Genomic DNA, 18507 nt, shown 5'->3' with positions numbered 1-18507 from the left:
TCGGCCGTCGTGTCCTGGGTTCGAGCACCGCTGCCGGCCCGTCGGTCTTCACACGCTTACGCAACGCGTAGAACGATTTACGGGAGATGCCGTGCTCGGCGCAGAAGGTTGACACCGCACCGCGAGGGGCGTCATCGGGCCACTGCGAGATCGCAAGGCGAACGACAGGATCGATGGGTTCATTGACGGCCACCACCCGAACCTTGGGGCAGAAGTGTCACCACCAAGACCACCCGAAGTGTCACCGATGTCCTGATGCAGAACTGTCACCGATGTCTTGGGAGATAACATAGCCGATCGACTGGAGCTTGCCCACTGTTCGATCATATGTTCGAAGCTGGCCGTCGCGCGAGGACGAGCGCGAATGCCGCGTTGACGAGGGTTTTGTGTGACATTCTGTGCGGGTGTCCGTGGGGGGCCCGCCGTCAGGCGTGGTGACCTTTCTGTTCACCGATATTGAGGGTTCGACCCGTCGGTGGGAGTCCGGCGCGGATGCGATGCGGGTGGCGCTGGCCGCGCATGACAAGGTGTTGCGCTCGGCAATCGAGGCGCACGAGGGCATCGTCTTCAGTCACAGCGGTGACGGGATGGCCGCGGCGTTCACATCGCCGATGTCGGCGGTCGGCGCTGCCGTGGATGCGCAGAGCGAACTCGAGTTACCCGTACGGATGGGGCTGGCGACCGGCGAGGCCGAGTTACGAGACGGGGACTACTTCGGAACCGTGCTCAACCGTGCCGCGCGGGTAATGGCCGCGGGGCACGGCGGCCAGATTCTGGTAGCCGACTCGACGGCCGGTCTGCTCGCCGGTGTCGAGCTAGTGAACCTCGGACCGCGCCGGCTGCGGGACTTACCGAACCCCATTGCGATCTTTCAACTCGCCGCGCCGGGCTTGCGCTCGGAGTTTCCGCCCTTACGGGCGATCGATTCCAGTCATGGAAATCTGCGGCGTGCAGGCAGCAGGCTAATCGGCCGAGACGACGATGTCACAGAAATCGTATCGGCGATGCGATCGCATCGATTGGTCACATTGGCGGGAGTGGGCGGCGTCGGTAAGACTCGATTGGCGGTTGAGGTTGCCACAGTCCTAGCCGACGAATTTCCAGACGGAGTCTGGGTTTTCGAGCTCGCGTCCGTGGCTGATCCTGCGGCCGTCCCTGACGCAGTGGCCGCAGTGCTGGGCATCACGCAGCAGCCGGGCATGACCATGAGTGAGTCAATAGCAGCGGCACTGGAGGGCAGGATCCGCCTGCTGGTCTTCGACAACTGCGAGCACGTCGTTGACGCCGCGGCGGACCTGATCGACCTCATCCTCCGGGGATCGGTCACCGTGAAGATCTTGTCCACGAGCCGTGAGGGGCTGGGCCTCGCCGACGAGCGGTTATGGCGAGTTCCCTCACTGGAAGTCGTCGCGGCCGTCGAGCTGTTCGCGGATCGGGCGGCGCGGGCATTGTCAGCTGAAGAATCCATGGCGGTGGAGGAGGTCTGCCGTCGGCTCGACGGCATCCCGTTGGCGATCGAACTGGCCGCCTCGCGAATGGAGTCGATGACCGCAACCGAGATGCGCGACCGCCTCGACCACCGATTCAAGCTGCTCGTCCGCTCGCGGCGTGGACTCGAACGTCACCAAACGTTGAGACAGGCGGTGTCCTGGTCGTACGACCTGTTGGAAGAGCCGGAAAGGTCTCTGCTCGAACGATGTTCGGTGTTCGCCGGCGGCTTCGACGTTCAAGGCGCCCGTGCCGTGTCGGGAGTAGACGATGCCGACGAATTCACAATCCTCGACCTGCTCGACACACTGGTGCGCAAGTCCTTGCTCGTCGCAGATCGGTCGACGGGTAAGACCCGGTTTTCGATGTTGGAGACCATCCGCCAGTTCGCCGAGGAGAAACTCGTCGAACGTGGCGAAGCGGGAGAAGCGAGTTCGGCCCACGCACAGTATTTCGCCGACCGCGAGACTGCCATCCTCGCGCTGTGGGACAGTCCGCGCCAACGGGAGGCATACGCTTGGTTCGCCACCGAACTCGCCAACCTGCGCACGGCGTTTCGCTGGGCCGCCGACCGGGGCGACTTGGACACGGCCGCGTCCGTTGCGACGTACTCCTGGCTTATCGGCTTTTGCGTCGAGAACCTCGAGCCGGTTTCGTGGGCCGAAGAGCTGATCGAGCCGGCGAGCGCAATCGGGCACCCGCGGCTGGCGAGCCTGTACGTAGGCGCATCGCTGTGCTGGACGGTGGGCCGGGTCGATCAAGGGCTCGCGTACATCGACAGCGGCCAGCCCCTTTTGGCGAGCAGCCCATATGCGGCGCCGTACGGGATGGAAGGCGCGCTCGGCGGAGCGTATATGCCCATCGGGCAGCCTGAGCGATGGGCGGAACTCTGCCGCACGTCGCTCGACCGCCGAGGTGACAACCACGTTCTCATTCGTACCTGCCGTGTCTTTGCGCTCGCCTTCGCCGGTCGCTTGGAGGAGGCGAGAGAAGCGGCCGACGGATTGATCGATGCAGCGGTCGCCAGCAATAACCCCTACATGCATACCTTCGCGCTTGCCGCCCACGGATACTGCTTGGGCTCAGCAAGTTCCCAACGTGATCTCGCGCTTTGCCGGCAGGGGTTCACGCTTGCTCAAGACAGCGGCAATCGGTACACCAAAACGATTCTCGCGACGGCTCTGGCCCGATTCGAAGCGCAGCCGGTCGTCACCGTAGCGGCGATCGACCACCTGACACTTGTTATTCGGCATTGGCATGACTCGGGGAATGTCGGGGGTTTGGTCGGCCCCCTCGCGATGCTCGGCGCATTCCTGGACCGACTGGGGCGATTCGAGGCCGCCGCGACATTGGCCGGCTTCTCGTGCAATCCCGTATCGCTGGCGACCGTCCCAGAGTTGGCCCCCACCATCGCGCACCTCCGGCACACGCTCGGCGATCAGGCCTACCAATCATTCGCGCGCACCGGCGAATCGATGACCACGGCCGCCGTCGTCGCGTACGCCTATGACCAAATCGACCGGGCCCGGGCAGAGCTGGGAGCGGTCCCGGTAGCCGAGTTCTGACAGTCTGGTCACGGTTGCGCCCATGCTCTGCACCGCTGGATTCGAACCTTCACGATCCTCAAGCCGGCATTCATGATGGAAACTTCCGCGCCCCTCCGTATCCGATTTGCCGCAGCCGTGCGCTAACCCTTGCGGATGGCTTGCACCATCAACCACACCCATGCCGCGATGAAGGCGAGAATGGCCGCGCAGGCGATCTGGAACCACGGGGCCGACAGTTTGTCGAGCACCAACGTGAACAGCGGCAGCGCCAACCAGGCGACCAGGAACGTGATCACTGCATAGCGTTTGACCACTGGCGTCACGGACTGGATTTTAGTTCGGACAAGCATTTGCTGAAACCCACAAACTCACACGTCAGCGCGACCGTGGGACGACGAATGCGAACGCCCTCGGAAAGCCAAGGCCGGTCAGTCGCGCGCCCCGCACCGCCGAGACGTCGACGGGCACGACCGCCCCGGACGACGGCTCGTAGCACCGCAACTCGTGCCCGGATCTCTCCACGATGAGCACCCAGTGCCGGGGGACGAACCGGCCGACGAGCATGGCGACCGGCCGGTGCGCGTCGACGTCGGCCAGCACGTCGGCCATGGCGTCCCTGCGTCCCCGGCACCGCCGCCAGCGGTAGCGCACGCCGTGCACGCTCATCGCCTTGGCCATGCCCATCGGCGTGGTACCGAGCCGGCGCGGCCACAGCCGGTTGACCCGAGCGTGCACACGCCCCTGTTCGGTGTCGAACCAAGTCGGGCCGGCCAGCTTCGCCCGGTAGGCGGGATCGAGCAGCGCGCCCGCCACGACGGCGACGGCCGGCCCGCACGTCAGCCGGTCACGCTGCCGCAGGTGCAGCGCCGCGAGTTTCACCACCTCAGGCTAGGCCGACGAAGCCCGGCACAGCGGAGGCGATTCCCCATCGACGATCGTGGGTATGGGTGAACACATGTGTACTCGACGCGGAGTGCGCGCGTGAGCTTCGACCTCACTCCCACGATCGCCCAACACGACCTTGCTCGCCGGACCCACGAGTTCGCCGAGCAGGTGATCCGTCCCGTCGCCGCTGACTACGACGCCCGCCAGGAATTCCCGTGGCCGGTGCTCGAGGAGGCCGCGGAACGCGGTTTCTACGGCCCGCTGTTCTACCGCGACCTGATCGGCGACCCGACCGGACTGTCCCTTCCCCTGTTCATGGAGGAGCTGTTCTGGGGCTGCGCGGGGATTGGCCTGGCGATCGTGATGCCCGCGCTCGCCTTGTCGGCGATCGGGCAGGCCGCGACGCCCGAACAGATGCTGCAGTGGGCGCCCGAGTGCTTCGGCACACCCGGGGACCTCAAGCTGGCCGCCCTGGCCATCTCCGAGCCGGAGGGCGGCAGCGACGTGCGCAACCTGCGCACCCGGGCCCGCCGCGACGGCTCCGGAAAGGACGCCGACTGGATCATCGACGGGCACAAGATGTGGATCGGCAACGGTGGCATCGCCAACGTCCACGTGGTCAACGCCGTCGTCGACGAGGAACTCGGGCACCGCGGACAGGCGCTCTTCGTCGTGCCCGGCGGCACACCGGGCCTGGAGCTGGTGCGCAAACTCGACAAGCTCGGCTGCCGGGCATCGCACACCGCCGAGCTGAAGTTCGACGGTGTGCGGGTTCCGGCCGCCAACCTGCTCGGCGGTGACGACAAGCTCGAGCACAAGCTGGCCAGGGCGCGTGAAGCGGTCGCCGGGGCCAAGCACTCGGGCTCGGCGACCCTCGGTACGTTCGAGCAGACCCGCCCGATGGTCGCCGCGCAGGCACTCGGAATCGCCAGGGCGGCACTGGAATACGCCACCGAGTACGCCAACCGACGCGAGGCGTTCGGCGCACCGATCATCGACAACCAGGGCGTCGCATTCCCGTTGGCCGACCTGGCCACCAAGATCGACGCGGCGCGCCTGCTGACCTGGCGGGCGTCGTGGATGGCCGCCACAGGCGTTCCGTTCAACCGCGGCGAGGCGTCGATGTCGAAGTTGGCCGCCAGTGAGGTCGCCGTCGAGACCACCGAACGAGCCATCCAAACCATGGGTGGGTGGGGCTACATCAAGGACCACCCCGTCGAGAAGTGGTATCGAGATGCCAAGCTGTACACCATTTTCGAGGGCACCAGCGAAATTCAGCGCATCGTCGTCTCGAATGCGTTGGGCGCATCCGACGGCAAGCCGCCGCTACACGTCCACCTCGAGCCGACGGGCGGCCCCCTCAATGCGATGTTCGGCCGCGGTACGCCTGCGCGGACCCGCGCGGCGAACACCGCACTGGCGCTGCGCGACCGGATCCCGCAGCCCGTCATGCAACTCGCCATGAAAGTGCTTCAGCCACCACGGAAATGAGCTAGGCGATGACGTTTCGCGATCTGCACTACGGCGACCTGCCGCTGGTTCTGCCCAACGCATGGGACGTGCCGTCGGCGCTCGCGCTGCTCGAGGCGGGTTTCGGCGCGATCGGGACGACGAGCTTCGGCGTGGCCGCCAGCCACGGCGCTCCCGACGCCCACGGGTCGACGCGCGAGGCGAACCTGCGCCTGGCCGACGCGCTGCGCCCACTGGATTGTCACCTCAGCCTCGACGTCGAGGACGGTTACTCGGCAGACCCCGGCACGGTGGCCGACTACGTGGCCCTGCTTCCCGTCGACGGCATCAACATCGAGGACAGCACTGCCGAGACGCTGGTGGACCCCGGCGTGCTCGCCGCCAAGATCGGCGCGATCAAGGCGCGGGTGCCCGACGTCTTCGTCAACGCGCGGGTCGACACCTACTGGGTGGGCCAGGACGCGCACGTCGGCGCGACCGTCGAGCGTGCCCGCCGCTACGTCGAGGCGGGGGCGGACGGCGTCTTCATCCCCGGCGTCTCCGATCCCGAGGTGCTCCGCGAGCTCGCGGGCGCCATCGACCGGCCGCTGAACGTCCTGGCGATTCCTGGGATGTCCCCGGTCGATCTCGCCGCGCTCGGGGTGCGTCGAGTGTCCACCGGCTCGCTGCCCTACCGGGCCGCGCTGCACGCCGCCGTCGCGGTGGCGGTCGCGGCGCGGGCCGGGCTGAAGTTTCCCAGCGCGATTTCCTACCCGGACATGCAGGAAGGCCTCGTCAGGTACGCCAAAGGCAGTTAGCGCAGGTAATTACCCGGTACCCCTGGTTTCACCCAACGGATTTCTGGCAATATTACCGGCGAGTCAGGAAGGTTGCTTCAACTCGACGTAGGGGGATTGACAATGGCGCATTCGCAGATCGTCGCGGCGGCCAGCGAGGGTGGTGGCGCGGCGCTGGACCAGGTCATCGGCATGTCGGTGGTGGCACTGATCATCACGGCCGGTCTGGTGTGGATCGGCTACCTGCACCGGATGCGGCGGATCACGTGGCTCAACGACCTGGCCGAGTGGACCGGGCGCAAGTTCAAGCGGCCGCCGTGGGTGGCCCTGCCGATGACATTGTTCATCACGACGCTGATCTGCGCGCTGTTCGGCTTCATCTGGGACGTCAGCCTGCACATCGGCAACGGCCGCGACGAAGGCCCGCTGGCGAACCCGGCCCACTACTTCATCCTCTTCGGCCTCTTCCTGCTGTTCGTCGCAGGCTGCCTGGCCTGCGTGCTGCCCTACGACAAGCCGGGACCGGCCGCCGTCCGGATCACCCGCAACTGGTACGCGCCCGTCGGCGGCATCCTGATGGCGGGCTGCGGCCTGTACGCGCTGACCGGCTTCCCGCTGGACGACATCTGGCACCGCATCTTCGGCCAGGACGTCACGCTGTGGGGGCCCACTCACCTCATGATGATCGGCGGCGCCGGCTTCTCGACGCTGACCGCGCTGATGCTCGAGTACGAGGGCAGACGCGCCGCCGGGGACGACGCGCCCCGCGGCGGCATCTTCATCAAGTTCGTTCAGTACCTCGGCTTCGGCGGTGTCCTCGTCGGGCTGTCCGTCTACCAGATCGAATTCGACTTCGGCGTAGCGCAATTCCGCCAGGTGTTCCAGCCCATGCTGATCGCCGCGGCCGGCGCGCTCGCCCTCGTCGCCGCCCGCATCATGCTGGGCCGCGGCGCCGCGCTCATCGCGGCACTGCTGGCGATCGGCCTGCGCGGTGGCGTGGCACTGGTCGTCGGGCCCCTCCTCGGTGCGCCGATCAACTGGTTCGCGCTGTATCTCGGCCCGGCCATCGTGGTCGAACTGCTCGGGTTGACGCCGTTGCTGAAGCGCCCCGTGCTCTTCGGACTGCTCAGCGGGCTCGGTGTCGGCACCGTGGGGCTGTGGCTCGAGTCGTTGTGGGTCGACGCGGTGTACCACTACCCGTGGCCGTCGAGCATGTGGCCGGAAGCGCTGGCGATGGCTGTGCCCGCCGCCGTCCTGGCCGGCGGGTGCGGCGCGATGGCGGGCATGGTCCTCACCGGCCAGCGACTCCCCCGCCGCGCCATCGGCATCGGGTTGGTCGTCGCGACCGTCCTGGTGATCGGCGGGGCGACGGCCAACGGCCTGCGCTACGACGTGCCCCAGAACGCCACGGCGGCAATCTCTTTGACCGAGGTTCCCGGCAGCGGCGAGCAACGCATGGTCAACGCCGACATCCGGATCAACCCGCCCGGCCTGGTCAGCGAGCACCCGAACTGGGTGTCGATGCTGTCGTGGCAGGGCGGCCTGCCCCACCAGCGTGGTCTCGTCGTCGACAACCTGGAGCGCGTGGGCCCCGGTCACTACCGCACGGTGGAACCCGTCCCGGTCTGGGGTGAGTGGAAGACGCTACTGCGCGTCCACGACGGCAACACCTTCACCGCGGTGCCCGTCTACCTCGCCGCCGACCCCGGCATCGGGGCCGCCGAGGTGCCCGCCACGGCGTCGATGACGCGTCCGTTCGTCCAGGAGCTGACGATCCTGCAGCGGGAGCGCAAGCCCGACACCCCGCAGGTGTTGTGGACGGTCGGCTGCCTGGTGGTGTTGGGCTGCACGCTGATCCTCATCGGCGGGCTCACGTGGGGTGCGGGCCGGATCAACCGCAATGAGCCGGTCACCACGAAACTCGAGTACGAGCCGACCGCGCAGTCGTGATGGGCGTGCAGTCGTGATGGGCGTGCAGTCGTGATGGGTACGAGCCACGTCGAGATCCTGGCCCACCACGGGCTGCTGCTGGCCATCCCCGCGTTCGTCCCGGCGATCGCCGTGGCCGGCGTGGTCTTCTGGGTGGCGAGGCGTGACCGGCGCCAGGATGACGGGACTCACAGTGAACGCGAAGGGCCCGGCGACCAAGATGGTTCGACGTGACGACGTTGAAGATCATCCAGACACTGACCGCCTTCACCGCAGCCGCGCTCATCACCGCAGGCTGCGGCGGATCGACCGGCTCGGAGAGCGCGACTACCCCCTCGGGTAGCGCACCCGCCTCCACCGGCGCCCCGCAGATGTCCGACGAGCAGAATCCGCCTACCCGCTTGGTCATCGACGTCACCATCAAGGGCGGCGAGGTGACCCCGACCAACGCGCAATTCCACTCCGCGGCAAAGGATCCCATCGTCGTGCGGATCAACAGCGACGTCGCCGACCAGCTGCACGTGCACTCCAATCCCGAGCACACGTTCAACGTCGAGCCGAAGAACGGTCAGTCGTTCCAGTTCACCGTCGACGTGCCGGGGAAGGTCGACATCGAACTGCACCAGCTGAACAAGACCATCGCCACCGTCACGGTGCAGTGACCGGAGATCGGCCGACGGTGGTCCTCGCGCATGGTCTTGGCGGTTCCTCCGATCTGCCGATCCCCTACACGTACGCGCTGATCGGTGCGGCGTGGGCGCTGACGTTCACGTTCGCGGTCGTGGCGCTGGCCTGGCGCAGGCCGCGGTTCGACGCGGCCAAGCCGGGCAGGCCGCTACCCGCGCGGCTCACCACGATCGTGGATGCGCCCGTCACCCGGTGGACGGCGGCACTGGTGGTGCTGCTGTTCGCGGTCTGGGTGGCGGTCGCCGCGGTCTTCGGCCCGCAGGACGGCCGCAACCCCCTGCCCGGGGTCGTCTACGTGCTGCTCTGGGTCGGTCTGGTGGCGCTGTCACTGGCCGTCGGGCCGGTGTGGCGCGCGGTGTCGCCGGTGCGCACGCTGTACCGCCTGACGCCGCTGTCGCGCCGGGCTGCGCCCACTGCGTATCCGGCCGCCTGGGGATACTGGCCCGCGGCGCTTGGCCTGTTCGCGTTCGTGTGGCTGGAGCTCGCCAGCGCCGACCCGGGATCGCTTGCGGCCGTTAAGATTTGGCTTCTGCTGTACCTCGGTGTGACGCTCGCGGGCACGTTGGTCTTCGGGATGCGCTGGTGTGCGCGCGCCGACCCGTTCGAGGTGTACGGCGTGGTGGCGTCGCGACTGTCACCGCTGCGCCGCAACGCCGACGGCCGGATCGCGATCGGCAACCCGTTCGACCACCTGCCGTCCATGCCGGTGCGTCCGGGGACCGTCACGGTGCTGGCGGTGCTGCTGGGGTCGACGGCGTTCGACAGTTTCTCGGCGATGCCGCAGTGGCGCAATTTCGTTGACGCCCATGCGGATTCGGTGCCGTTCGGCGCCGTCACGATCCGGACCTTCGGCCTGCTGGTGTTCGTCGCCGTGGTGGCGACGACGTTCAGCCTGGCGGCGCGCGCCACGGGCGGCGTCGACGTTCGGGTACGGCGGGAATTGCCCGGCCGGATGGCGCACTCGCTGATCCCGATCGTCATCGGCTACGTGTTCGCGCACTACCTCACCTATCTGGTCGAGCGCGGGCAGCAGACCGTGATCCAGTTGTTCGGCCTGCACGCCGAGGTGGGCTACGTGCTGTCGACGCATCCCACGGTGTTGGCGACCCTCAAGGTGTGCTTCGTGGTGGCCGGGCACATCGCGGGCGTCGTGGCAGCACACGACCGCGCGTTGCACCTGTTGCCCAAAGGACACCAGGTGACCGGCCAACTGGCGATGATGTTCGTCATGGTCGGCTACACGTTCACCGGGCTGTACCTGCTCTTCGGCGGCTGACGCCCTTAGGCTGAAGGCATGCGAGCGCTGATCGTCGTCGACGTCCAAAACGACTTCTGCGAAGGCGGTTCCCTCGCCGTCGCCGGTGGCGCCGCCGTCGCGCGCGACATCACCGCACTGCTGGCCGACCCCGCGCGCAGGGCGGCCTACGACCACGTCGTCGCGACCATGGACTTCCACATCGACCCCGGCGACCACTTCTCCGACGACCCCGACTACCGGACGTCCTGGCCGCGGCACTGCGTCGTGGGGACTCCTGGTGCGGACTACCACCCGGAGTTCGATCCGAGCGCCGTCGAGGCGCGCTTCACCAAGGGCGAGTACTCCGCCGCCTACAGCGGATTCGAGGGCACCGACGAGAACGGCACCACGCTGACCGACTGGCTACGGCAGCGCGACGTCGACACCGTGGACGTCGTCGGGATCGCCACCGACTACTGCGTGCTGGCCACCGCCGCCGACGCCAAGGCCGCCGGCTTCACCACCCGGGTCCTGCTGGACCTGACCGCGGGCGTCGCACCCGAGTCGACGGACGCGGCCATCGAGACCATGCGCGGGGCCGGCGTAGAGGTCGTCGGCTAAACGTCTCGGCCGGGGTCACTCGTTGGGTCGACCGGCCTGCCCGTCCACCGCGGCGCACGCCGCTCCTGGTACGCCCGCACGCCTTCCCTGGCGTCGTCGTGTCCCATCAGGTGCCGATGAATCGCGGTCTCACGCGCGCCGACCGCCTCGCGGTCGAGGTCGAAGGACTCCCACAGCAGCCGCTTGCTCGCGGCCACCGACATCGGTGCCGTGTTCACCGCCATGTCGTGCGCGAGCTCCAGCGCGGCGGGCAGCACGTCGGCGGCGTCGAGCACCCGGCTGCCCAGGCCGAGCTCGATGGCCCGATGCCCGTCGAAGGTGGCGCCGGTCAACAGGACCTCGGCGGCGTTGGCGATGCCCACTAGGCGCGGCAGCACCCAGTGCGAGTACGCGTCACCGACGACCCCGCGGCGCACCTGCACCACGCCGTAGCGGGCGTCGGCGGCGAAGAAGCGGATATCGCACTGCAGCGCCAGCGTCAGGCCGAGCCCCAACGCGTGGCCGTTGACCGCGGCGATCACCGGTTTGCTCAGCGACCACGCGGGCACGTCGATGCCCGCGGCGCTGAAGTCTGGGCCTGGTGCTGCGAAGGTCCGGTCGCCCGCCCCGAGGTCCGCGCCCGCACAGAAGGCCGGCGGCGTGCCCGTCAGCACCACCACCCGCACCGCGTCGTCGCGATCGAACCGGGCGTAGGCGTCGGCCAGCTCCTCCCGCATGCCCCCGCCGATGGCGTTGCGCTGGGCCGGCCGGTGCAGCGTGAGAGTTCCCACACCGTTCTCGACGCTGGTTTGCAGGGTGCGGTAACCGGGCAGTTCAGGGTGGGTGGACACGCGGCTTACCTCCAATGGGACGGTCTCGCCCGCCATGCTCCCGCACCCGGGCGGGCCGTATCGTCGCCTGGGTCGGTTCCAAGCAATACGAAAGGCGGCGTCTTGACCCAGGCCCCGAGTTCGAACGTCGACGTCCCCGACATCTGGCGCGGCAAGGCCTATCCGCTCGGCGCCACCTACGACGGGTCGGGCACCAACTTCGCGCTGTTCAGTGACATCGCCGAGCGCGTCGAACTGTGCCTCTTCGACCCCGACGGCACACCGACCGGCTGCGTGACGTTGCCCGAAATGGACGGGTTCGTCTGGCACGGCTTCGTGCCGAGCGTCGAGCCCGGGCAGCACTACGGCTACCGGGTGTACGGGCCGTACGACCCCGCGGCGGGCCACCGGTGCAATCCCAACAAGCTGCTGCTGGACCCCTACGCCAAGGCCATCGACGGCAACTTCGAATGGAACCAGTCGCTGTTCGGCTACAACTTCGGCGACCCCGACAGCCGCAACGACGACGACTCCGCGGCGAGCATGCCCAAGTCGGTGGTGATCAACCCGTTCTTCGACTGGGGCGTCGACCGCCCGCCGAAACACGAGTACGCCGATTCGGTCATCTACGAAGCCCACATCAAGGGACTGACCGAGACGCATCCCGACATCCCCGAGCAGATGCGCGGCACCTACTCGGGCGTCGCGCACCCGGTGATCATCGACCACCTCAAGAGCCTCGGCGTCACGGCAATCGAACTGATGCCCGTCCATCACTTCGCCAACGACGCCACGCTGATCGACAAGGGCCTGTCCAACTACTGGGGCTACAACACCATCGGATTCCTGGCGCCCGACTCCAAGTACACCAGCAGCAGCTCGCCCGGCGGGCAGGTGCAGGAGTTCAAGGCGATGGTCCGCACGCTGCACGAGGCCGACATCGAGGTGATCCTCGACGTGGTCTACAACCACACCGCAGAAGGCAACCACCTCGGCCCGACGCTGTCGATGCGTGGGATCGACAACGCCGCCTACTACCGGCTGGTCGAGGACGACAAGCGGTACTACATGGACTACACCGGCACGGGCAACAGCTTCAACGTCAGCCATCCGCATTCCCTGCAGCTGATCATGGATTCGCTGCGGTACTGGGTGACCGAGATGCACGTCGACGGCTTCCGCTTCGATCTGGCTTCGACGCTGGCGCGGGAGTTCTACGACGTCGACCGGCTCGCGACGTTCTTCGAACTCGTACAACAGGATCCGACGGTCAGCCAGGTCAAGTTGATCGCCGAACCGTGGGACGTCGGCCCCGGCGGCTACCAGGTGGGCAACTTCCCGCCGCAGTGGACGGAGTGGAACGGCAAGTACCGCGACACCGTCCGCGACTTCTGGCGCGGCGAGCCCGCCACCCTCGACGAATTCGCCTACCGCCTCACCGGATCGGCCGACCTCTACGAGCACACCGCCCGCCGCCCGGTGGCGTCGATCAACTTCGTCACCGCCCACGACGGCTTCACGTTGCGAGATCTGGTGAGCTACAACGAGAAGCACAACGAGGCCAACGGCGAGAACAACAACGACGGCGAGAGCCACAACAGGTCGTGGAACTGCGGCGTGGAGGGCCCCTCCGACGATCCGGAGATCAGCGCGCTGCGTGCCCGTCAGCAGCGTAACTTCCTGACGACTCTGCTTCTATCGCAAGGCGTTCCGATGCTCTCGCACGGCGACGAGCTGGGCCGCACCCAGCAGGGCAACAACAACGGCTACTGCCAGGACAACGAAATCACCTGGATCGACTGGGCCAACGCCGACGACGAGATGCTGGAGTTCGCCCGTTCGGTGACCGCGCTACGCGCCGCGCACCCCGTGTTCCGTCGGCGACGGTTCTTCAGCGGCAAGCCGGTGGGCCGGCGCGGCCAGGCGGGGCTGCCCGACATCGCCTGGTTCGCCCCCGACGGCTCCGAGATGACCGGTGAGGACTGGGGTACGGCGTTCGCGAAGTCGGTCGCCGTGTTCCTCAACGGGCAGGGCATTCCCGACACCGACACCCGCGGTCAGCGCATCGTCGACGACTCGTTCCTGCTGTGCTTCAACGCGCACCACGAGGACATCGAGTTCACCCTCCCGCCAACCGAATTCGGCACGGAATGGCAACCGGTCATCGACACCAGAGCCGACGCCCCGGTCGAGGATGCGGCGCTGGTGAAGGCGGCCGCCCAGATCACCGTCGAGGCACGTGCGACGTTGATCCTGCAGGCCGTGCCCGATCAGGGCTGATCACTCGACTCACTCGACGATCGGAAAGAGCGAGTCGCCGTCCTCGGGGGTGCCGTCGATCTGGCCTGCGCTGGTGCCGGTGTCCTCGGGATCGATCCGGTCGAGCTCGTCGTCGGGTGCGACGCCACCGCCGGTGCCCGGTTGATCGGGGACCTCCTCGGCCAAGCGGTCGTCGAGGGTGCGGTCGTCGTCGGCCCGTTCGGCCGCGCTCCAATCCTCGGGCGGGTCGACGACGGTGTCCCCGTCCTCGTTGCGCACGTCGTCGGAGTCGAGAGCCTCCGCCGGCCGCAAGGTGTCGTCGACCCCACCTTCGTCGTTGGCGGACTCGAAGTCTGGTTGGTCTGGTTGCGCGGTGTCCACGCACGATCGGTTGCCCGGCCCGTGGCACGGCTAAACCGGCCCGCCCGACCTGCCGAATGCGCCGCGATGCCCGACACTGAGGCACGTGTTCTCCTTCGCAGGCAAGTCGGTACTGGTCACGGGCGGCAGCAAGGGCATCGGGCGCGGCATCGCCACGGTGTTCGCGACGGCGGGTGCGCACGTCGCGATCGCCGCGCGGTCCCAGGGTGACCTGGACGCCGCCGTCGGGTATCTCGACGGGCTCGGCGAGGGGAAGGTGATCGGCGTGATCACCGACGTCGCCGATCCGGCGTCCTGCACGGCGATGGCGCAGGCCACGGTCGAGACGCTCGGCGGCATCGACGTGTTGTGCGCGAACGCCGGAATCTTCCCCGACGCCCCGCTGGCGACGATGACCCCGGAGCAACTCGGCGAGGTGCTCGACGTCAACGTCAAGGGCACGGTGTACAGCGTGCAGGCGTGCCTGCCCGCGCTGATCGCGTCCGGCCGCGGGCGGGTGGTGCTGACGTCCTCGATCACCGGGCCCATCACCGGCTTCACCGGGTGGTCGCACTACGGAGCGTCGAAGTCCGCACAGCTGGGCTTCATGCGCACCGCCGCGATCGAGCTGGCGCCGCACCGGATCACCGTCAACGCCGTGCTGCCCGGCAACATCCTGACCGACGGGCTCAAGGACATGGGCGAGGAGTACCTGGCGGGCATGGCGCGGTCCATCCCGGCGGGCACGCTGGGCGCGCCCGAGGACATCGGCTACGCCGCGGCGTTCCTGGCCAGCGACGAGGCGGCCTACGTCACCGGGCAGGCCCTCGTCGTCGACGGCGGTCAGGTGCTTCCCGAATCGCTCGACGGTTTAAGTTAGCTCTGTAACAGAGGTAATGTGGTCGGGGTGGATACCCAGACCGATCTCGTCTCCGAACTGTTCTCGACGGTGGGTCGGTTCCGGCGCGTGGTCCGCCGCTCCGGTGGCCGCCCCGCGATCGGTGCCGGCCTTCCCGAGTCGCAGGCCGAGCTGTTGCGGCTGATCGCCAGGCAACCCGGCATCTCCGTGCGACAGGCCGCTGCCGAACTCGGACTCGCACCGAACACCGCCTCGACGCTGGTGTCGCGGTTGTCGGCCGACGGCCTGCTGGTGCGTAGCGTCGACCCCGAGGACCGCCGCGTCGGCAGGCTGCGACTGACCGAGTCGGCCCAGCGCTTCGCCGACGAGACTCGCGCCGCACGTCGGGCTGCGCTCACCGCGGCACTCGAGCGCCTCGACCCCGATCGGATGGACCGGCTGACCGAGGGGCTGGCGGTGCTCGCCGAGGTGACCGAGATGCTTCGCGAGGAGGAAGCATGACCGACGCCATCAACTGCGTGCAGCTGACGCACCGCTACGGCGACTTCACCGCGGTGGACGACCTGAGCCTGGACGTGCATGCGGGCGAGACGATGGGACTGCTCGGCCCCAATGGGGCAGGCAAGACCACGGTGGTGCGGCTGCTCACGACGCTCACGCCGATCCAGCACGGCGAGGTGCAGATCTTCGGGCTCGACGCCCGGCGTGACACCATGGACATCCGCCACAACATCGGCTATGTGCCGCAACAACTCTCGATCGAATCGGCGCTCACGGGCAGGCAGAACGTCGAGCTGTTCGCCAGGCTGTACGACGTGCCCCGCAAGCAGCGCCGCGACCGCGTCGACGAAGCGCTGGAGGCGATGCAACTGCTCGACGTCGCAGGAAATCTCGCGGGCACCTACTCCGGTGGCATGGTGCGACGGCTCGAGCTGGCGCAGGCGCTGGTGAACCGGCCGTCGCTGCTGATCCTCGACGAGCCCACCGTTGGCCTGGATCCCATTGCCCGCGACGGCGTTTGGTCGCAGGTGGCTCGGATGCAGGACGAGTTCGGCATGACCGTGCTGCTGACCACCCACTACATGGAGGAGGCCGACGCGCTGTGCGACAGGGTCGCCCTCATGCATCACGGCGTACTGCAAACCGTGGGTACGCCAACGGATCTCAAGACGACGGTGGCTCCGAACGCGACCCTGGAGGACGTGTTCCGACACTACGCGGGTGAGGACCTCGCCGAGGACGCCGCCCGACAGGGTCTGCGCGAAGTCCGGTCCAGCAGAAGGACGGCCCGCCGTGTCAGTTGACGGTACCCAGGTCGAACTGATCCGCGCGCCCCGCGGCCTGAAGCGCGTCGGTGGACTGCTGCGGCGCATGGGCGCGTTCGCGCTCGTCGAACTGCAGAAGCTCAGCCATGACCGCAGTGAATTGCTCACCCGCATGGTGCAACCCGCGTTGTGGCTGCTGATCTTCGGCCAGACGTTCTCCCGGCTGCACGTCATCGACACCGGCGGCGTGCCGTATCTGGCCTTCCTCGCGCCGGGCATCATCGCGCAGTCGGCGCTGTTCATTTCGATCTTCTACGGCATCCAGATCGTGTGGGACCGCGACGCGGGGATCCTGGCCAAGCTGATGGTGACGCCGTCGCCGGCATCGGCCCTCATCACCGGTAAGTCGTTCGCGGCAGGCGTGCGGTCGGTCGCGCAGGTGGTCGGCGTGCTGGTGATCGCCTACCTGATGGGAATTCACCTCACCGCCAACCCGTTGCGCATCCTCGCCGCGATGGGAGTCGTCGTGCTGGGGTCGGCATTCTTCGCGTGCCTGTCGATGACGCTGGCGGGTCTGGTGCGCAACCGGGACCGGCTGATGGGCATCGGCCAGGCGATCACGATGCCGTTGTTCTTCGCCTCCAACGCGCTGTATCCGGTCGACGTGATGCCGAACTGGCTGCGGTGGCTGTCGGCGATCAACCCGCTCAGCTACGAGGTCAACGCCCTGCGGGCGCTGCTGCTCGGCACGCCGGGCAACACGTGGATGGACATCGGAATCCTATTGGTGGCAGCGATTCTCGGCGTCGTCGCGGCGTCGGCGCTGCTGCGCAGACTGGTGCGCTAGCCAGCCAGCCGCCAGCCAGCCAGCCAGCCAGCCAGCCAGCCAGCCAGCCAGCCAGCCAGCCAGCCAGCCAGGCACTACCCCGTTTGCCCACCTACGAGCGACTTTTCGCCGACCGGCACCCGAAAGTCGCTCGGAGCGTTGAGGGGCTGCGCCAGTGTGCATTTGACGAGACAATCCGGGGGCAGATTCATACGGTCAGTGCAACATCCCTGGTAGCTGGAGGTTGCTGTGCCGTGTGGTTATCCGTTTTCGCGTTCTGTCCGTCGGGAGCTGTTCGATCGGGTGTGCGGGGGTGAGTCGGTTCGGGATGCAGCCGCGGGTGTGGGCGTGTCGTACAACACGGCGGGGTTGTGGTGGCGTGACGCTGGAGCGATGCGTCTTGGACGAAACAGCAAGAGTGCGACGGGTCTGCTCGAGCCCGGTGACCTGAATGGGCCGGGTGGGCGGGGCCACCGGCTCAACTTCGATGAACGCATCGAGATCATGCGCGGGCTCGACGCCAAACTCTCCTACGCCGAGATCGGCCGTCAGATCGGCCGTGACCGGGCCGTCATCTGGCGGGAAGTCGACCGAAACCGCAACCCCGACGGGGACTACCACGCCGGGATGGCCCACGCCCGGGCCACGCAGAAAGCCAAGCGCCCCAAGGAGTTCACGCTCAACGATCCGGTGTTATGCGCCCAGATCGAATCCTGGATGGATGACGGGTGGAGCCCGGGGCTGATCGCCGAGGTGTTGGCTCGAGATCACCCCGATGACAAGCTGGCACGGGTGAGCCACGAAACCATCTACAAGTGCCTCTACGTGCAGACCCGTGGCCAGCTGCGTGCCGATCTGCACAAGTGCCTGTCGACCAAGCGGTCCGCGCGAAAGACCCAGGGCCGGGCGGAGCGACGCGGCAAGTTCAATGACGTGTTCACCATCAGCGACCGCCCCGCCGAGGCCGCCGACCGCGCCGTGCCAGGGCATTGGGAGGGCGATTTGATTCTGGGCACCGGATGCACCAGTGCGATCGGCACACTGGTCGAGCGCAGCACCCGGTTCACCATCCTGTTGCACCTACCCACCGACCACACCGCCGACTCGGTGGCCGCCGCGATGATCGAGGCGATGAGCGAGTTGCCGGCCCATCTGCGTCGCACGATCACCTGGGACCGGGGAAGTGAGATGGCCAACTGGCGTGACATCAACCTGCAGCTACAGGCGCCGGTCTACTTCTGCGATCCCCACTCACCTTGGCAACGAGGTACCAACGAGAACACCAATCGACTGCTTCGATTCTGGTTCGAAAAGAGCACCGACCTGCGCGTGCACACCAAAGCCGACCTCAAACGCATCCAAGACAAACTCAACACACGGCCCCGACCGACTCTCGACCTGGACACCCCCGCCGACCGACTCGCCGCCCTCCTCGCCCCAGCCGCTTAGCCAGGAATGCCGAATGTTGTCGTAACCGCTTGACATTGAG

The 18507-nt window shown here is 67.5% G+C and carries 19 protein-coding genes; 14 read left to right on the top strand and 5 right to left on the bottom strand.

Going from position 1 to position 18507, the window contains the following annotated elements; translation table 11 throughout:
- On the bottom strand, positions 1-151 hold a 151-nt coding region (locus N536_RS43245), incomplete at its 3' end, for a helix-turn-helix domain-containing protein (protein ID WP_369798506.1).
- A 247-nt stretch (positions 152-398) separates the two neighbouring features.
- On the opposite strand from N536_RS43245, the gene N536_RS0135640 reads away from it, so the two are divergent.
- Complete coding sequence (locus N536_RS0135640) at positions 399-3053, top strand: NB-ARC domain-containing protein (RefSeq protein WP_051575017.1); 2655 nt, start codon at positions 399-401, stop codon at positions 3051-3053.
- Positions 3054-3175: 122 nt separating this feature from the next.
- Here the strand turns inward: N536_RS0135640 and N536_RS42475 are convergent, their stop codons facing one another.
- Positions 3176-3358 carry a hypothetical protein gene (locus N536_RS42475; RefSeq protein ID WP_155948880.1) on the bottom strand — a complete coding sequence of 61 codons (183 nt, stop codon included), beginning with the start codon at positions 3356-3358 and terminating at the stop codon, positions 3176-3178.
- A gap of 52 nt (positions 3359-3410) precedes the next feature.
- Entirely contained in the window at positions 3411-3914 is a 504-nt protein-coding gene (locus N536_RS0135630) for a hypothetical protein (protein WP_029117976.1), read from the bottom strand.
- A gap of 102 nt (positions 3915-4016) precedes the next feature.
- On the opposite strand from N536_RS0135630, the gene N536_RS0135625 reads away from it, so the two are divergent.
- From N536_RS0135625 to N536_RS0135595, 7 genes are all read left to right on the top strand, one after another.
- Positions 4017-5411 carry an acyl-CoA dehydrogenase family protein gene (locus N536_RS0135625; RefSeq protein WP_029117975.1) on the top strand — a complete coding sequence of 465 codons (1395 nt, stop codon included), beginning with the start codon at positions 4017-4019 and terminating at the stop codon, positions 5409-5411.
- Between the two features lie 8 nt (positions 5412-5419).
- Positions 5420-6187 carry an isocitrate lyase/phosphoenolpyruvate mutase family protein gene (locus N536_RS0135620; protein ID WP_029117974.1) on the top strand — a complete coding sequence of 256 codons (768 nt, stop codon included), beginning with the start codon at positions 5420-5422 and terminating at the stop codon, positions 6185-6187.
- 102 nt (positions 6188-6289) lie between these two features.
- The gene (locus N536_RS0135615; protein WP_029117973.1) at positions 6290-8116 is read left to right on the top strand and encodes a hypothetical protein; all 1827 of its coding nucleotides are present in this window, start codon (positions 6290-6292) and stop codon (positions 8114-8116) included.
- Positions 8117-8149: 33 nt separating this feature from the next.
- Entirely contained in the window at positions 8150-8329 is a 180-nt protein-coding gene (locus tag N536_RS40485; protein WP_036438852.1) for a hypothetical protein, read from the top strand.
- Between the two features lie 5 nt (positions 8330-8334).
- Positions 8335-8757: a hypothetical protein gene (locus N536_RS0135605; RefSeq protein ID WP_036438859.1), complete on the top strand. Its 423-nt coding sequence runs from the start codon at positions 8335-8337 to the stop codon at positions 8755-8757.
- Positions 8754-10058, top strand: coding sequence for a hypothetical protein (locus N536_RS0135600; RefSeq protein ID WP_029117971.1), 1305 nt, complete (start codon positions 8754-8756; stop codon positions 10056-10058). Before N536_RS0135605 ends, N536_RS0135600 begins: the two co-directional genes overlap by 4 nt.
- Before the next feature lie 18 nt (positions 10059-10076).
- The gene (locus tag N536_RS0135595) at positions 10077-10640 is read left to right on the top strand and encodes an isochorismatase family protein (RefSeq protein ID WP_029117970.1); all 564 of its coding nucleotides are present in this window, start codon (positions 10077-10079) and stop codon (positions 10638-10640) included.
- Here N536_RS0135595 and N536_RS0135590 read toward each other — a convergent pair.
- On the bottom strand, positions 10637-11470 hold the full coding sequence (locus N536_RS0135590) for an enoyl-CoA hydratase/isomerase family protein (protein ID WP_029117969.1): 834 nt from the start codon (positions 11468-11470) through the stop codon (positions 10637-10639). The genes N536_RS0135595 and N536_RS0135590 overlap by 4 nt on opposite strands.
- A gap of 102 nt (positions 11471-11572) precedes the next feature.
- On the opposite strand from N536_RS0135590, the gene glgX reads away from it, so the two are divergent.
- Positions 11573-13729, top strand: coding sequence for a glycogen debranching protein GlgX (gene glgX, locus N536_RS0135585; protein ID WP_029117968.1), 2157 nt, complete (start codon positions 11573-11575; stop codon positions 13727-13729).
- Positions 13730-13738: 9 nt separating this feature from the next.
- Here glgX and N536_RS0135580 read toward each other — a convergent pair whose 3' ends face one another.
- On the bottom strand, positions 13739-14089 hold the full coding sequence (locus tag N536_RS0135580; protein WP_029117967.1) for a hypothetical protein: 351 nt from the start codon (positions 14087-14089) through the stop codon (positions 13739-13741).
- A gap of 85 nt (positions 14090-14174) precedes the next feature.
- Here N536_RS0135580 and fabG point away from each other — a divergent pair, with 85 nt between their 5' ends.
- The 5 genes from fabG to N536_RS40480 all read left to right on the top strand — a co-directional run bounded on the left by fabG (position 14175) and on the right by N536_RS40480 (position 18467).
- Positions 14175-14948, top strand: a complete 774-nt coding sequence (gene fabG, locus N536_RS0135575; RefSeq protein WP_029117966.1) for a 3-oxoacyl-ACP reductase FabG — start codon at positions 14175-14177, stop codon at positions 14946-14948.
- A 27-nt stretch (positions 14949-14975) separates the two neighbouring features.
- The gene (locus tag N536_RS0135570) at positions 14976-15428 is read left to right on the top strand and encodes a MarR family winged helix-turn-helix transcriptional regulator (RefSeq protein WP_029117965.1); all 453 of its coding nucleotides are present in this window, start codon (positions 14976-14978) and stop codon (positions 15426-15428) included.
- Positions 15425-16231 carry an ATP-binding cassette domain-containing protein gene (locus N536_RS0135565; RefSeq protein ID WP_029117964.1) on the top strand — a complete coding sequence of 269 codons (807 nt, stop codon included), beginning with the start codon at positions 15425-15427 and terminating at the stop codon, positions 16229-16231. Before N536_RS0135570 ends, N536_RS0135565 begins: the two co-directional genes overlap by 4 nt.
- Positions 16232-16298: 67 nt before the next feature.
- On the top strand, positions 16299-17039 hold the full coding sequence (locus N536_RS0135560) for an ABC transporter permease (protein WP_036438855.1): 741 nt from the start codon (positions 16299-16301) through the stop codon (positions 17037-17039).
- A gap of 228 nt (positions 17040-17267) precedes the next feature.
- Entirely contained in the window at positions 17268-18467 is a 1200-nt protein-coding gene (locus tag N536_RS40480; RefSeq protein WP_029117133.1) for an IS30 family transposase, read from the top strand.
- The last annotated feature ends 40 nt before the right edge of the window (positions 18468-18507 follow it).

Origin of the sequence: Mycobacterium sp. URHB0044 (assembly GCF_000620625.1) — a bacterium.
Classification (GTDB): Bacteria; Actinomycetota; Actinomycetes; order Mycobacteriales; family Mycobacteriaceae; genus Mycobacterium.
The sequence above is the reverse complement of the archived record's forward strand: the minus strand, read 5'-3'. Positions and strand labels throughout refer to the sequence as shown.

Coding starts and splice junctions, on each gene's coding strand:
- N536_RS0135560 (WP_036438855.1), top strand. CDS start 16,299: ATGGGCGCGTTCGCGCTCGTCGAACTGCAGAAGCTCAGCCATGACCGC.
- N536_RS0135565 (WP_029117964.1), top strand. CDS start 15,425: ATGACCGACGCCATCAACTGCGTGCAGCTGACGCACCGCTACGGCGAC.
- N536_RS0135595 (WP_029117970.1), top strand. CDS start 10,077: ATGCGAGCGCTGATCGTCGTCGACGTCCAAAACGACTTCTGCGAAGGC.
- N536_RS0135615 (WP_029117973.1), top strand. CDS start 6,290: ATGGCGCATTCGCAGATCGTCGCGGCGGCCAGCGAGGGTGGTGGCGCG.
- N536_RS0135620 (WP_029117974.1), top strand. CDS start 5,420: ATGACGTTTCGCGATCTGCACTACGGCGACCTGCCGCTGGTTCTGCCC.
- N536_RS40485 (WP_036438852.1), top strand. CDS start 8,150: ATGGGTACGAGCCACGTCGAGATCCTGGCCCACCACGGGCTGCTGCTG.